Origin of the sequence: Faecalibacterium sp. Marseille-Q4164 (genome assembly GCF_017377545.1) — a bacterium.
GTDB lineage: Bacteria > Bacillota > Clostridia > Oscillospirales > Ruminococcaceae > Faecalibacterium > Faecalibacterium duncaniae.
In genome coordinates this window covers 83,285-98,251 of the sequence record NZ_JAFREJ010000007.1, presented here as the reverse complement: position 1 = coordinate 98,251, position 14,967 = coordinate 83,285, and the positions used below count along the sequence as shown (strand labels likewise).

General features: G+C 57.3%; 12 protein-coding genes. All 12 read left to right on the top strand.

The features are described from left to right. The first annotated feature begins 381 nt into the window (after positions 1-381). The 12 genes from J3352_RS08680 to infB all read left to right on the top strand — a co-directional run bounded on the left by J3352_RS08680 (position 382) and on the right by infB (position 14,893). The gene (locus tag J3352_RS08680; RefSeq protein WP_005933111.1) at positions 382-2,373 is read left to right on the top strand and encodes a type IIA DNA topoisomerase subunit B; all 1,992 of its coding nucleotides are present in this window, start codon (positions 382-384) and stop codon (positions 2,371-2,373) included. Between the two features lie 185 nt (positions 2,374-2,558). Beyond that, entirely contained in the window at positions 2,559-4,808 is a 2,250-nt protein-coding gene (locus J3352_RS08675; protein WP_097772531.1) for a DNA gyrase subunit A, read from the top strand. A gap of 211 nt (positions 4,809-5,019) precedes the next feature. Continuing rightward, the gene (gene rlmH, locus J3352_RS08670) at positions 5,020-5,505 is read left to right on the top strand and encodes a 23S rRNA (pseudouridine(1915)-N(3))-methyltransferase RlmH (protein ID WP_097770974.1); all 486 of its coding nucleotides are present in this window, start codon (positions 5,020-5,022) and stop codon (positions 5,503-5,505) included. A gap of 239 nt (positions 5,506-5,744) precedes the next feature. Beyond that, on the top strand, positions 5,745-7,166 hold the full coding sequence (locus J3352_RS08665) for a glycine--tRNA ligase (RefSeq protein WP_154276383.1): 1,422 nt from the start codon (positions 5,745-5,747) through the stop codon (positions 7,164-7,166). Positions 7,167-7,663: 497 nt separating this feature from the next. After that, a complete protein-coding gene (locus J3352_RS08660; RefSeq protein ID WP_156065972.1) occupies positions 7,664-8,905 on the top strand; it encodes an aminopeptidase in 1,242 nt (413 codons plus the stop codon). A gap of 222 nt (positions 8,906-9,127) precedes the next feature. Further along, positions 9,128-9,391 (top strand): hypothetical protein, encoded by a 264-nt coding sequence (locus tag J3352_RS08655; protein ID WP_143405741.1) that lies wholly within the window; start codon positions 9,128-9,130, stop codon positions 9,389-9,391. 34 nt (positions 9,392-9,425) lie between these two features. Further along, the gene (locus tag J3352_RS08650) at positions 9,426-9,902 is read left to right on the top strand and encodes a hypothetical protein (RefSeq protein ID WP_156061964.1); all 477 of its coding nucleotides are present in this window, start codon (positions 9,426-9,428) and stop codon (positions 9,900-9,902) included. A 177-nt stretch (positions 9,903-10,079) separates the two neighbouring features. Then, positions 10,080-10,571 carry a ribosome maturation factor RimP gene (gene rimP / locus J3352_RS08645; RefSeq protein WP_097770978.1) on the top strand — a complete coding sequence of 164 codons (492 nt, stop codon included), beginning with the start codon at positions 10,080-10,082 and terminating at the stop codon, positions 10,569-10,571. 35 nt (positions 10,572-10,606) lie between these two features. Beyond that, the gene (gene nusA / locus J3352_RS08640) at positions 10,607-11,722 is read left to right on the top strand and encodes a transcription termination factor NusA (RefSeq protein ID WP_097770979.1); all 1,116 of its coding nucleotides are present in this window, start codon (positions 10,607-10,609) and stop codon (positions 11,720-11,722) included. Positions 11,723-11,758: 36 nt separating this feature from the next. Further along, the gene (gene rnpM, locus J3352_RS08635; RefSeq protein ID WP_005933128.1) at positions 11,759-12,055 is read left to right on the top strand and encodes an RNase P modulator RnpM; all 297 of its coding nucleotides are present in this window, start codon (positions 11,759-11,761) and stop codon (positions 12,053-12,055) included. Then, positions 12,042-12,419 carry a hypothetical protein gene (locus J3352_RS08630; protein WP_005933129.1) on the top strand — a complete coding sequence of 126 codons (378 nt, stop codon included), beginning with the start codon at positions 12,042-12,044 and terminating at the stop codon, positions 12,417-12,419. Before rnpM ends, J3352_RS08630 begins: the two co-directional genes overlap by 14 nt. After that, positions 12,416-14,893: a translation initiation factor IF-2 gene (gene infB, locus J3352_RS08625; protein WP_097770980.1), complete on the top strand. Its 2,478-nt coding sequence runs from the start codon at positions 12,416-12,418 to the stop codon at positions 14,891-14,893. The genes J3352_RS08630 and infB overlap by 4 nt, the downstream gene beginning before the upstream one ends. Positions 14,894-14,967 lie beyond the last annotated feature (74 nt).

Sequence of the window (14,967 nt, the reverse complement as noted above, 5' to 3'; positions counted from 1 at the left end):
AACCAATGACACGGGGATTTTCAGTCCCCTGCTCTACCGACTGAGCTACAGAGGCGCACCGGACGATGATTATTATACCTGAAATTTTGATTTTGTAAAGGGGTAAATTCAAAATTTTTGAAAAAAACTGAAACTTTTTTCGTTTTATGCGTTTCAACGCGCAAAATAAGAATGACTTTCTGGGCTTTTTTCTGCCGGATCAGGAGGACAAGAAATCTGCCCGAAGAAATTGACAAGTAATACAACCTATGGTTTAATAAAAGAAAAGAACACCGACGCTTTTGCTCTTTACACATCGCTTATACTTATTATAAGGGAAAGAGCAAAGGCGTTTTGATTTGACGACCTGCTCATTACAAGAGAACAGGCCTGGAGGACAGCATGGCAAGAAAACAGGAATATGGCAACGAAAGCATTACTTCGCTGAAGGGTGCCGACCGTGTGCGCAAGCGCCCGGCCGTTATCTTTGGCTCAGACGGCGTGGAAGGCTGCGCCCACTCTATTTTTGAGATCGTCTCCAACTCCATTGATGAAGCCCGCGATGGCCACGGCGATACCATCAATGTGACCCGCTGCAAGGACGGCAGCGTGATCGTGGAGGACTTTGGCCGCGGTATGCCCGTGGACTGGAACAACGGCGAGGGCCGCTACAACTGGGAGCTGCTGTTCTGTGAGATGTACGCGGGCGGCAAATACGGTGAGGGCGAGGACAACTACGAGTTCAGCCTGGGCCTGAATGGTCTGGGCCTGTGCGCCACCCAGTACGCTTCTGCCTGGATGACCGCCGATATCTATCGCGACGGCTTTCATTACCACCTCGACTTCAAAAGGGGTGAGAATGTGGGCGGCCTGCAGAAGGAACCATACAAGGGCCGCCGTACCGGCAGCATCATCCACTGGAAGCCCGACGATGAGGTGTTTACGGACATTGACGTGCCCGGCAGCTACTATAAGGATGTGCTGCGCCGTCAGGCCGTGGTCAACGCGGGCCTGACCCTGAACTTTACGGACGAAAAGGAAAAGGACCCCGCCACCGGCAAGCCCTGGAAGGAGAGCTGGTGCTACCAGAACGGCATCGCCGACTATGTGCAGGAGGTGGCAGGAGAGGACACCCTGACCCCGGTGTTCAGCTGCGAAAGCGAGGCCTCCGGCCGTGACCGTGAGGATCAGCCGGATTATAAGGTGCGGATGAGCGCTGCCTTCTGCTTCTCCAATAAGGTGCAGCTGCTGGAATACTATCACAACTCCTCCTGGCTGGAGCACGGCGGCAGCCCCGAGCACGCCGTCCGCACGGCGTTTGTCTACCAGATCAACAAATACCTGAAGGACAAGAACCTCTATAAGAAGGGCGAGAGTGCCATCAGCTTCCAGGATGTGCAGGACTGCCTGGTCTACGTCTCGTCCAGCTTCTCCACCCGTACCAGCTACGAAAACCAGACCAAAAAGGCCATCACGAACAAGTTCGTCTCGCAGGCCATGACTGATTTCCTCAAGCATTACCTGGAGGTCTACTTCCTTGAAAAGCCGGAGGAGGCCCAGAAGATCTGCCAGCAGGTGCTGGTGAACAAGCAGAGCCGCGAGCACGCCGAAAAGACCCGACAGAGCATCAAAAAGACGCTCTCCACCCAGATCGATCTGGCCAACCGGGTGCAGAAGTTCGTGGACTGCCGCACCAAGGATGCTTCCCGCCGGGAGCTCTACATCGTGGAGGGCGATTCCGCTATGGGCGCGGTCAAGCAGAGCCGCGACAGTGAATATCAGGCCATCATGCCCATCCGCGGCAAGATCCTGAACTGCCTGAAGGCCGATTACGCCCGCATCTTCAAGTCCGATGTCATCGTGGACCTTATCAAGGTCATGGGCTGCGGCGTGGAGCTGGGCGGCAAGCACAACAAGGAGCTTGCCACCTTCAACATCGATAACCTGCGCTACAACAAGATCGTCATCTGTACCGATGCTGACGTGGACGGCTACCAGATCCGCACGCTGGTGCTGACCATGCTCTACCGGCTGACCCCCACTCTGATCAACGAGGGCTATGTCTATATCGCGGAATCGCCGCTGTATGAGATCACCACAAAGGATCGCACCTATTTTGCCTACACCGAGCCGGAAAAGGCAGCTTTCCTGAAGGAGATCGGCGACAAAAAGTATACCATCCAGCGCTCCAAAGGTCTGGGCGAAAACGACCCCGAGATGATGTGGCTGACCACCATGAACCCCGAGAGCCGCCGCCTGATCAAGGTGCTGCCCACGGACGTGGAGGAAACGGCCCGGGTGTTTGACCTGCTGCTGGGAGATAACCTTGCCGGACGCAAAGAACATATTGCACAGCACGGCGCGGAATATCTGGATGATCTGGATGTGAGCTGACGAGATAAACCCCTCCGTCAATGCTTTGCATTGCCACCTCCCCTAGTAGGGGAGACCCTGGCGTTGCGGAACGCCCTGCGAGTTCCCCTCTATGCCAAGGGCCCCACTATTAGGGGGGGCTGTCGAGCGTATGCGAGACTGAGGGGTTGGATCCGGGATATAGATGCTGATATAGAGGAGCAAAAATGGCAAAACGAACAACCAAAAAAACGACCAAGCCTGTCCGCCCGCAGCTGGGCGACGGCGTTGAGATCCTGAACGCGGGCAGTGTGCTGGAAGATCCCATCACCAGCACGCTGGAGACCAACTATATGCCCTACGCAATGAGCGTCATCGTCTCCCGCGCCCTGCCCGAGATCGATGGCTTCAAGCCCGCCCACCGCAAGCTGCTGTACACCATGTACGGGATGGGCCTGCTGAAGGGTGCCCGCACCAAGTCGGCCAACATCGTGGGCAGCACCATGCACCTGAACCCCCACGGTGATGCCGCCATCTACGATACCATGGTGCGCATGGGCCGGGGCAACGAGAGCCTGCTGGTGCCCTTTGTGGACAGCAAGGGCAACTTTGGCAAGGCGTACAGCCGGGATATGTCCTGCGCCGCTGCCCGTTATACCGAGGCCAAGCTCGAGGGTGTCTGCGAGGAACTGTTCCGGGATATCGATAAGGAGACCGTGGACTTTGTGCCCAACTACGACGGCACCACCACCGAGCCGACCCTGCTGCCCGTGACCTTCCCCACCATTCTGGCCAACAATACCCTGGGCATTGCAGTCGGCATGGCCTGCAACATCTGCTCCTTCAATCTGGCAGAGCTGTGCGCCACCACCGTGGCCCTGATGAAGGATCCCAAACACGATATCTCCACCACCATGCCCGCCCCGGATTTCGTGGGCGGCGGCCAGATCCTGTACGATGAGGCCCAGATGCGGGAGGTCTATGAGAATGGCCGGGGCAGCATCAAGGTGCGTGCCCGGTACAATGTGGTGCCCGGCGAGAATATGTTGGAGATCACGCAGATCCCGCCCACCACCACTGTGGAAGCCATCATGGACAAGATCGCCGAACTGGTCAAGACGGGCAAGATCAAAGAGATCAGCGATATGCGGGATGAGACCGACCTGAACGGCCTCAAGCTGACCCTTGACCTCAAGCGCGGCGTGGACCCGGAAAAGCTGATGGCCAAGCTCTACAAGACCACCCCGCTGGAAGACAGCTTCAGCTGCAACTTCAACGTGCTGGTGTCCGGTCAGCCCCGGGTCATGGGCGTGCGGGAGATTCTGCAGGAGTGGACCGCTTTCCGGATGGAGTGTGTCCGCCGCCGCACCTACTACGATCTCCACGGCAAGGAAAAGCGGCTCCACCTGCTCAAGGGCCTTGCCGCCATCCTGCTGGATATCGATAAGGCCATCCATATCATCCGCACCACTGAGGAGGAGACCGAGGTGGTGCCCAACCTGATGATCGGCTTTGGCATCGACGAGGTGCAGGCCGACTATGTGGCTGAGATCAAGCTGCGTCACCTGAACCGGGAGTATATCCTCAAGCGGACGGGTGAGATCGAACAGCTGGAAAAGGACATTGCCGACCTGAACGATGTTCTGGCAAAGCCTGCCCGCATCCGCCGCATCATCATCAATGAGCTGAACGATGTGGCCAAAAAGTACGCCCAGCCCCGCCGCAGCGAGATCCTGTATGATCTGCCCGAGGAGGAGAGCGGTGCCGAAGAGGAATCCATCCCGGATTATCCTGTTACCGTGTTCTTTACCCGTGAGGGCTACCTGAAAAAGATCCCGCCCCAGAGCCTGCGCACCGCCGGTGCCCACAAGCTGAAAGAGGGCGATGAGATCATCCATCAGGTGGAGACGCGGAACAACGTGGAGGCCCTCTTCTTTACCGACAAACAGCAGGTATACAAGGTGCGCCTGAACGAGCTGGAGGACGGCAAGGTGGCCCAGATGGGCATCTACCTGCCGGGCCGTCTGGGAATGGATGAGGGTGAGAACATCCTCGCCATGGTCATCACGGGCGATTACAGCGGTTATGTCCTCTTCTTCTTTGCGGGCGGCAAGTGCGCAAAGATCCCGCTGGCCTCTTACGCCACCAAGCAGAACCGCCGCAAGCTGCTCAAGGCCTATTCCGACAAGGAGCCGCTGGCAAAGCTGCTCTTCCTGCCCGAGGACACGGAGCTGGCCATCCGCACCAGCGCTGGCCGGATGCTGCTGGTCAACACGGCGCAGATCGCTGCCAAGACCACCCGCGACAGCCAGGGTGTTGCTGTTGTGACCCTGAAAAAGAACCAGACCATTGCATCTGTCGTCCCGGCGGAAACGCTGGAGCTTGCCAACCCCCACCGCTACCGTGTCCGCAGCCTGCCCGCCACCGGCGCACTCATCCGCGCCGAGGACGAGGGGGAGCAGCTGACAATGCTGTAAAAAACTCCCCCAGTCTCGCATTCGCTCGACAGCCCCCTCTAGGATGGGGCCTTTGGCATGGCGGGAAAGCTTTTGCTTGAATTGCAAAGTATCCGGTTTCGCCAGAGGCTCCCTCTCCGAGGGAGCTGGCACGGCGTAAGCCGTGACTGAGGGAGTTCAAGCAGTAGCGGAGACAATTTTAAATCGTTTATCCTGAAAAGAGGAAGCTGTAATGCAGAATATTGACCTGATTTGTATTGGTAAAATGAACGCAAAATATTTTGCCGAGGGCGTGGCAGAGTACCAGAAGCGTCTGGCTGCCTTTGCGGCATTCCGGATCATCGAGCTGCCGGAGGAAAAGATCGAGGAGAAAAATGCCTCCGATGCTGTGGTGAAAAAAGCACTGGAGAAGGAAGGAAAAGCCATCCTCTCCAATGTGCGCAAGGGTGCTGCCATCGTTGCCATGTGCATTGAGGGCAGGCAGATCTCCTCCGATGAGCTGGCGCAGTTCCTGGCCGACCGCGCAAACAGCGGGGCAGGGGATGTGGCGTTCGTCATCGGCTCCTCCCATGGCCTGTCCGATGAGGTGAAAAAAGCCGCAGCCCTCAGATTCAGTATGGGCCGCATCACCATGCCACATCAGCTGGCCCGCCTGGTGCTGACCGAACAGATCTACCGGGCCTGTACCATCAATGCCGGTATGAAGTATCATAAGTAAAACTTGCAAAGAGAAACAGAGGACGGAACAGGCAGCCGTCGCCCGGTGTTAGGAGATGAGGGAAACGTCAACCCGCCTGTTTCTCAGAAAGAAAGGGCCGTTGCAGAAATGCAGCGGCCTTTTGCTTTACAAATATAAGAAAACATGATAAAGTAGAGATACGCGGCAGTGGGGAAAGCTGCCCGAAACAACACACACGACACGGCAAGCCAGCCGCGGACGGAAAGGATGTTATTACAATGGAACAGAGCGAAAAGACCCTTGATATGATCGTCAATCTCTGCAAGAACCGTGGTTACGTGTTCCCCGGTTCTGAGATCTATGGCGGTCTTGCCAACAGCTGGGACTACGGCCCCCTGGGCGTTGAGTTCAAGAACAACGTCAAGAAAGCATGGCTGAAGAAGTTTGTCCAGGAGAGCCCCTACAATGTGGGCCTGGATGCCGCCATCATTATGAACCCCCAGACCTGGGTGACCACCGGCCACGTTTCCAGCTTTTCTGACCCCCTGCTGGACTGCCGTGCCTGCAAGGCCCGCCACCGTGCCGATAAGCTGATCGGTGAGGAGCATCCCGAGGTCAATGTGGATGCCATGAGCTTTGATGAGATGGATCAGTTCATCGCCGACCACGAGGACATCGTCTGCCCTGTCTGCGGCAAGCATGACTTTACCCCCATCCGCAAGTTCAACCTGATGTTCAAGACTGCCATCGGTGTTACCGAGGACAGCTCTTCTACCTGCTACCTGCGCCCCGAGACCGCACAGGGCATTTTCGTCAACTTTGCCAACATCCAGCGCACCACCCGCCGCAAGCTGCCCTTCGGTGTCTGCCAGGTGGGCAAGGCTTTCCGCAACGAGATCACCCCGGGCAACTTTACCTTCCGCACCCGTGAGTTCGAGCAGATGGAGTGCGAGTTCTTCTGCAAGCCCGGCACCGATCTGGAGTGGTTCGCTTACTGGAAGAACTACTGCGAGAACTGGCTGCTGAGCCTGGGCATCAAGAAGGAGCACCTGCGCCTGCGCGACCACGAGCCCGCAGAGCTGGCCTTCTACAGCCGTGCCACCACCGATATCGAGTATGCCTTCCCGTTCACCGACTGGGGCGAGCTGTGGGGCATTGCAGACCGCACCAACTACGACCTGACCCGCCATCAGGAGGCCTCCGGCAAGAGCCTGGAGTACTTCGACAGCGAGACCAACGAGCACTACATCCCCTACGTGATCGAGCCCTCTCTGGGCTGCGACCGTGTGGCGCTGGCCTTCCTGTGTGAGGCTTACGATGAGGAGCATCTGGTCGATGCCAAGGGCAAGGAAGATGTCCGCACCGTCCTGCACCTGCATCCGGCTCTGGCTCCCTACAAGTGCGCTGTGCTGCCCCTGAGCAAGAAGCTGGGCGACAAGGCCATGGAGATCCGCAATGAGCTGAGCAAGTACTTCATGGTGGACTACGATGATACCGGTTCCATCGGCAAGCGTTACCGCCGCGAGGATGAGATCGGCACTCCCTACTGCATCACCGTGGACTTCGACACCGTGGGTGACGAGGCCAAGGGCATCGCGGCTGACAACTGCGTCACCGTCCGCGACCGTGATACCATGGAGCAGGTGCGTATGCCCATCTCCGAGCTCAAGAGCTATATCGAGAGCAAGATCGAGTTCTGATCCAAATAAAAACAGCCCCGCCGTTGCAATTTCGGCGGGGCTGTGGTATATTATAGATAAAGAGAGTGCTGTCCGGCAAACGGTCAGTACCTTCCCGGCAAGTTATTCACAAAGAATGACCGCTCAGGTTTGGACGCTGAGGGCGGTCATTTTTTGTGTGTGAAGATTTTCCATGCGATATCGAACACGCCAAAGCCGACGGTTGCAAGCAACGTCAGCAGGGCTAAAGTTTCCAATAGCGTCATAGAGCATCACCCCTTTCGCAGCAGAGCGTCAGGGGCACGACAAAAATATTCGCCTCCCCGACGCTTGGGCCGGAAAGGTTAGACCGCTTACCGTATGTGGACAGCACTCCCAAGGTTAGTATAGCAGACGTTTCCCCGTTTTTCAACGCCGGAAGCGTTTGTTTTCTTTTATCCGATGGACAGAATTGAAAAAAGAGGGTATACTTAGGGCAAAACAACCATGCCGTTTCTTGCGGCAGAAAGGAACCTTTTGTGAAAAACTTTGATGAACTGCTCAAAAAATACGCTGACTTTATCGTTCGGGTGGGCGTGAACCCTCAGCCGGGCCAGACCATGATCATCCGCTGCCCGCTGGAGGCCGCCCCGCTGGCCCGCCTGTGTGTGCGCAGCGGCTTTGAGGCCGGTGCCCGTGATGTTCAGGTGGACTGGAGCGACAATGCTGTATCCCGCACCCGGATGGAGCTGGGCAGCGAGGAGGCCCTGACCGACAGCAAGCCCTACCAGCTGCGCCGCTACCTCGACTACGCAGAGAGCGAGGGCAGTGTCTGCGTGCTGCACCTCATTGCGGATGACCCCGAGGTCTATGCCGGTCTGGATGGTGCCAAGATCAGCCGTGTGAACGCCGCCAACCGGAAATTTATGGCTCCCTGGCGGGAGTACACCATGAACGACAGGGTGCAGTGGTCCATTGCCGCCATGCCCAGCGCCCCCTGGGCAAAGAAGATGTTCCCCGAGCTGGAACCGGATGCCGCCATCGAGAAGCTGTGGCAGCTCATCTTTGATGTCTGCCGCGTGACCGGCGGTGACCCCGTCAATGAGTGGAAGGCACATCTGGACCGTCTGACCAGTCTGGGCGAGAAGATGAATGCTCTTGATCTGGAAAGCGTCCACTTCGAGAGCGCCAACGGCACTGACCTGACCGTGGGTCTGGCCGAGAAGGCCAGCTGGGAGAGCGCTGGCAGCAAGAGCGAGAAGGGCGTGTTCTTCCTGCCCAACATCCCCACCGAGGAAGTGTTCACTGCTCCCCACAAGGATAAGGTGGACGGCATCGTCTACGGCACCAAGCCCTATGTGTTCAATGGCCAGCTCATCAAGGGATTCCATGTTACCTTCAAGGATGGCAAAGTCGTTGAGCATGGAGCCGAGGAGGGCGCTGACCTGCTGGGCCGACTGCTGGATACCGATGAGGGTGCCCGCCATATCGGTGAGGTGGCACTGGTGCCCGCATCCAGCCCTATCAACCGCAGCGGCGCGCTGTTCTACAGCACCCTGTTCGATGAGAACGCTGCCTGCCACATCGCCTTTGGTGCCAGCTACCCCGGCACCACCGAGGGCGGCACCGGCCTGACCAAGGAGCAGCTGGAAGAACGCGGCATGAACCAGTCCACCATCCATGAGGATGTGATGATCGGTGCAGAGGACAGCCACATCACCGGCAAGTGCCGTGACGGCCGTGTGGTGGAACTGTTCCGGAACGGTGTCTGGGTGCTGTAATCGTTCAATATAAATAATTCGTTAAATCCTTACAGTCTGTGATTAGTCTGTAAGGATTTTTGCTTATTTAGAACGACTAGAAACTCGATAATTGTATGAATGCACAAAAGATATTTCACATGAAAGAAAAATATTGACATCAAAAAAAGGGGATGTTATACTTTTACTATAAAAAGTGCACTTTGACCGAACCACAAGACAAGATGAAAGGATGGAAATGCTATGAAGCGTTTGATGATGTTCCTATTGACCTTGGCTATGGTATGTACGATGGGCGTGATTTCTTTTGCAGAAGGAAATATCGCTCCGCATGATTTATCTCCGGAACCGATTATACCGGATGTATGCAGCCATTTGTATAGCTTTAAGTATGCTACAAGTGTATCGGAAACGGACCCGAAGACGGGTAGAACATATACGGTTACTACGGAGTATTATGTCTGCACAAATTGCGGTGCAGAATATATTGTGACCACGTATAAGTGATATTAATATGGGTAAGAGAAAGGAGATGCAAACTATGAAACGATTGACAGCGGTGCTATTAAGCCTTTTACTGGTTATATCTGTTGGTGCAACGGCTTTTGCGGCGTTTGACACCTCCAGAATCGATCAATATTTTGAAACAGAGACCCAGAAACGGATTGACAGTATGCTGGAGCTGGTTCTGGGAAAAGAAAAGGCAGAAGAACTTGTTGAAACTTCAAGAACTTCCAGCTATGATTTTACGCAAGTGGAAGCGTATGTAAATCAGCATGTGGCGCAGCAGTCGAGCGAAATGTTCCGTTTGATTGAAGCGGCAGAACAAAAAGCATGTGATGTATCCCCGGAACCGATTATACCTGATACCTGCAAGCATAATTATGATCTTGATAAGGTTGTCCGGGAGGAATTCCGGAATATGCCGATTGGAAGAGATTTTATCAAGGTGACTTATTATTATGTCTGTACCAAGTGTGGAGATACAAAAACAGAAGTGGAAACCTATGATGCATAAGAAGATTGTGAGAAGGTTTTGATTCTTGAAGTGCTGTGGTACGGCAAAGGATAAGGCAAAATTTCACGAAACCCCTTGCATAATTACCGGAAGTATGCTATATTCTAATAGTACGATATAACTTTTACTGAAACGTGGGCCGCAAGGTCCGCGTTTCTTGTTTGTTTGGAGGTTTTTATGGCGAAGCAGTCTGGCGGAAATACCGCCCAGAGAGTCGAAGCGCTTGTCCGCCCCACTGTGGAGGGCATGGGCCTGCGCCTGTGGGACGTGGTCTTTGAAAAGGAAGGTCCGGACTGGTATCTCCGTGTCCTCATCGACAAAACGGACGGCACTACCATGGACACCGACACCTGTGCCGATGTCTCCCATGCGCTGGACCCCATCCTGGATGAGGCGGACCCCATTGAACAGAGCTATTATCTGGAAGTCGGCAGCCCCGGCCTGGGCCGCAAGCTGACCCGCCCGGAGCACTACGAAGCCGTTCGGGGCCAGAAGATCAGCGTCAGGCTGTACCGGGCCAACGAGAACGGTGTTAAGGAGTTTTCCGGCCTCCTGACTTCCCGCGAAGGCAATACCATCACGCTCGAAGGCCCGGCCGGCCCCATGCAGTTCGAGCTTTCCGCCGTCAGCACAGTGCGCCTGTGTGACGACGAGGACCTGTTTGATTAAAAGAGAAAGAATGATATTTAGGAGGAACCCGAAAAATGGCTGCAGCGAACAATGAATTTTTTGAAGCTCTCTCCATGTTGGAGCATGAGCGCGGCATCACCGCAGAGTACCTGATCGAGAAGATCAAGGCTGCTATCGTGATCGCTGTCAAGAAGAACTATGAGGTCGAGGACGACAACGTTCTGGTGGAGATCGACCCCGACAGCGGCAAGTTCAACGTCGCTCTGGTGCAGAACGTTGTCGCCGATGAGGACTGGTACGATGAGCACGCCGAGATCGGCATCACCGAGGCTCAGAAGATCCGCAAGAGCTATGAGGTCGGCGACCGCGTTGTCACCCCCCTCAAGACCAAGGACTTCGGCCGCATTGCTGCCCAGACCGCAAAGCATGTCATCCGTCAGGGCATCCGGGAAGCCGAGCGCAGCCAGCAGCTGAGCGAGATCCAGTCCCGCGCCCATGATATCATCCAGGCTACCGTTACCCGCGTGGACAACGAGAAGGGCATCGTGGCCCTGGACCTGGGCAAGGGCGGCGAGGCCATCCTGCCCCGCAACGAGCAGGTGCCCGGCGAGACCTACACCGAGGGCCAGACCCTGCAGGTCTACGTTGTGGACGTGGTCAGCGGCGAGCGCGGTGCCCGCGTGATGATCAGCCGCACCCACCCGGGCCTGGTCAAGCGCCTGTTCGAGCTGGAAGTGCCCGAGATCTATGACGGCACCGTTGAGGTCAAGGCCATCAGCCGCGAGGCCGGTGCCCGCACCAAGATGGCTGTCTGGAGCAAGGATGCCAACGTCAACCCCGTTTCTGCCTGCATCGGCCCCCACGGCGACCGTGTGGCCGCTGTGGTCGAGAAGCTGGGCGGTGAGAAGATCGATATCGTCAAGTGGAGCGAGGATGTCTCCGAGTTCATCTCCGCTGCCCTGAGCCCCGCCAAGGTGCTCAAGGTCGAGCTGCTGCCCGGCGAGACCCGCTCCTGCCGCGTCACCGTGCCCGACCAGCAGCTGAGCCTGGCCATTGGCAACAAGGGCCAGAACGCCCGCCTGTGCGCCCGCCTGACCGGCTACAACATCGACATCCGCCCCGAGAGCGGCTACTACGGCGAGGACGAGGAGCCCAAGGCTGCCGAGCCCAAGACCGAGGACGCTGAGTAAGAGCGGCTGTGACCGCACCTGAAGGAGGGAAACCGGATGGCACAAAAAAAGATCCCTGCCCGCCAGTGCATCGGCTGCATGACCAGCCGCCCCAAAAAGGAACTGGTGCGGGTGGTGCGCGCCCCCAGCGGCGAGATCAGCATCGACCCCGTGGGCAAGAAGCCGGGCCGCGGCGCTTACCTCTGCCCGGACCCGGCCTGTCTGGCAAAGGCCAAAAAGAAAAAGGCGCTGGAGCGCTGCTTTGAGCAGCCGGTTCCCGCCGAGGTTTACGATGCGCTGGCCGCACAGCTGGCCGACGTGGAAAAGGAGGCCCAGCCGAATGGCGAAGCATAACAATACCCCCGAAAAGCCCAAAATGGCCCCGGAAGAAGCGCTGTTCCAGGCGCTGAGCCTCTGCCGCAAGGCAGGCGCGCTGACCATGGGCTTTGATGCCGTGGAAGATGCCTGCGTCAAGAGCAAGGCATGGCTGGTAATGGTCGCGTCCGATGCCAGCGCCAAGACCGTGCAGCGCCTGAACTACGCTGTGGGCGACCTGGTGGACGTGATCTCCATGCCGCTGACCCAGGACCGCCTGGCCGATATCAGCCGCAAGCCTGTGGCTGTTTACGCGGTGACTGACCGCAACCTCGCAAAGCTCTGCTTTGACCGTCTTTCGGACTGCGGGGCAATCAAAAATGAGGAGGATATGAGCGAATGACCGTAAAATATAAAGTGAGCGATTTTGCAAAGGATCTGAATGTTTCTGCAAAGAAGGTCCTGGATGAGCTGGCTGCCATGGGCAGCACCGGCAAGAAGAACAGCTCCACCCTGGAGGAGAACGAGCTGAACTACCTGCTGGAGAAATTCAGCAAGGACAACAGCGTTGCCAGCCTGGACGAGTATCTGAACAGCGCAAAGCAGCCTGCCCAGCCTGAAAAGAAGGCGGAGAAAAAGGCCGAGAAGCCTGCGGAGAAAAAGGCAGAGCCCAAGGCTGCTGAGAAGAAGCCCGAGGCAAAGCCCGCTGCCCCTGCCGCAAAGGCAGAGCAGCCCAAGGCAAACAATAACAACAATAAGCACGGCGAGAAGAAGAACGAGCAGCACAAGAAGCGCGAGGAGAAGACTGTCTCCCTGAGCGAGCTGGCCCGCGAGACCGGTGCCAAGGCCTCTGCTGCCCCCGCTCAGTCCGTCTCTGTCCGCCGCGAGGACAGCCAGGTGACGGTCGATACCCGCACTGTGGATGTGAACGTGGACCGCTTTGATGCCCGCTACGACGATCTGGCTTCCACCAAGAACACCGAGAACCGCCGCAAGCCCACCCCGCAGGGCAACAAGCAGAAGTTCACCCAGCGCGGCCAGCGCCAGCGCCAGCAGTTCCAGAAGGGCAAGCGCGAGACCGAGTTCGAGCGCCTGCAGCGCATCCAGCTGGAAAAGGCCCGCAACGCACAGCTGAAGGTGATGATCCCCGATGAGATCACTGTCGGCGAGCTGGCTGCCCGCCTGAAGCAGCAGGCCGGCAAGGTCATTGCCAAGTTCATGCAGATGGGCGAGATGCACGCCATCAACGATGTGATCGATTTCGATACCGCATCTCTGCTGGCTGAGGAGTTCCACGCAAAGGTCGAGCACGAGGTGCATGTGACCATCGAGGAGCGCCTGTTCACCCAGGAGGAGGATTCCGCCGAGGATCTGGTGGAGCGTCCTCCCGTTGTCTGTGTCATGGGCCACGTTGACCACGGTAAGACCAGTATCCTGGATGCCATCCGCAAGACCAATGTCACCGCAGGCGAGGCTGGCGGCATCACCCAGGCCATTGGTGCATATCAGGTCAAGATCAACGACAGCCTGATCACCTTCCTGGATACGCCGGGCCACGAGGCATTCACCTCCATGCGTGCCCGCGGTGCCAACATGACCGATATCGCTGTTCTGGTCGTTGCCGCCGATGACGGCATCATGCCCCAGACCGTGGAGTCCATCAACCACGCCAAGGCTGCCAATGTCAAGATCATCGTGGCCATGAACAAGATGGATAAGCCCACTGCAAACCCCGAGCGCGTGATGGAAGGCCTGACCAAGTACGGCATCATCACCGAGGACTGGGGCGGCGATGTGGCCTGCATCCCCGTTTCCGCACTGACCGGCATGGGCATCAACGACCTGCTGGAGCGGATCGCGCTGGAGGCCGAGGTCATGGAGCTCAAGGCCAACCCCAACCGCCGCGCCAAGGGTGCTGTTGTTGAGGCTCGTCTGGACAAGGGCCAGGGCCCCATCGCCACCATTCTGGTGCAGAACGGCACCCTGCATGCCGGTGATGTCATCATTGCCGGTACCGCTGTGGGCCGTGTGCGTACCATGCGCAGCGACAAGGGCATGCTGCTGAACGATGCAGGCCCCTCCACCCCCGTGGAGATCACCGGCCTGACCGCTGTGCCCGAGGCAGGCGACCTGTTCGAGGCCGTTGCCGACGAGCGTCTGGCCCGTGAGCTGGCAGAGCAGCGCATTGCCGCTGCCAAGGAGAAGCAGTTCTCCTCCTTCCAGAAGGTCACTCTGGATAACCTGTTCAGCCAGATGGCACAGAACGATATGAAGGAGCTGGCCATTGTCGTCAAGGCTGATGTGCAGGGCTCCGCCGAGGCCGTCAAGCAGAGCCTGGAGAAGATCTCCAATGATGAGGTGCGCGTCCGCGTCATCCACGCCGGTGTCGGTGCCATCAGCAAGTCCGACGTTGACCTGGCCGATGCCTCCAATGCCATCATCATCGGCTTCAATGTCCGCCCCGACAACGTGGCCAAGGAAGAAGCCGCTGCCACCAAGGTCGAGATGCGGATGTACCGCGTCATCTACGATGCCATCAACGATGTCACCGATGCTATGAAGGGCATGCTGGCTCCCAAGTTCCGCGAGGTCGCTCTGGGTGAGCTGCAGGTCCGTCAGGTCTACAAGATCAGCAACGTGGGCACCGTTGCAGGCTGCCGCGTGACCAGCGGCAAGATCACCCGCGACAGCAAGGTGCGCGTTGTCCGTGACGGCATCGTCATCACGGAGGACGAGATCGCATCTCTGAAGCGCTTCAAGGATGATGCCAAGGAAGTGGCTGAGGGCTACGAGTGCGGCGTTACGCTGGCAAAGTTTGCCGATGTCAAGGAAGGCGACGTATACGAGGCCTTCAAGATGGAAGAATATCGGGACTAAGGAACGGATTAAACCTCTCCGTCATTGCTTCGCAATGCCACCTCCCCTAGTAGGGGAGGCCTTGGCAGCCGGGT

Bases quoted from the DNA above. Each gene is read 5' to 3' on its own strand.
- J3352_RS08680 (WP_005933111.1), top strand. From the start codon at position 382: ATGGCAAGAAAACAGGAATATGGCAACGAAAGCATTACTTCGCTGAAG.
- J3352_RS08675 (WP_097772531.1), top strand. From the start codon at position 2,559: ATGGCAAAACGAACAACCAAAAAAACGACCAAGCCTGTCCGCCCGCAG.
- rlmH (WP_097770974.1), top strand. From the start codon at position 5,020: ATGCAGAATATTGACCTGATTTGTATTGGTAAAATGAACGCAAAATAT.
- J3352_RS08665 (WP_154276383.1), top strand. From the start codon at position 5,745: ATGGAACAGAGCGAAAAGACCCTTGATATGATCGTCAATCTCTGCAAG.
- J3352_RS08655 (WP_143405741.1), top strand. From the start codon at position 9,128: ATGAAGCGTTTGATGATGTTCCTATTGACCTTGGCTATGGTATGTACG.
- J3352_RS08650 (WP_156061964.1), top strand. From the start codon at position 9,426: ATGAAACGATTGACAGCGGTGCTATTAAGCCTTTTACTGGTTATATCT.
- rimP (WP_097770978.1), top strand. From the start codon at position 10,080: ATGGCGAAGCAGTCTGGCGGAAATACCGCCCAGAGAGTCGAAGCGCTT.
- nusA (WP_097770979.1), top strand. From the start codon at position 10,607: ATGGCTGCAGCGAACAATGAATTTTTTGAAGCTCTCTCCATGTTGGAG.
- rnpM (WP_005933128.1), top strand. From the start codon at position 11,759: ATGGCACAAAAAAAGATCCCTGCCCGCCAGTGCATCGGCTGCATGACC.
- J3352_RS08630 (WP_005933129.1), top strand. From the start codon at position 12,042: ATGGCGAAGCATAACAATACCCCCGAAAAGCCCAAAATGGCCCCGGAA.
- infB (WP_097770980.1), top strand. From the start codon at position 12,416: ATGACCGTAAAATATAAAGTGAGCGATTTTGCAAAGGATCTGAATGTT.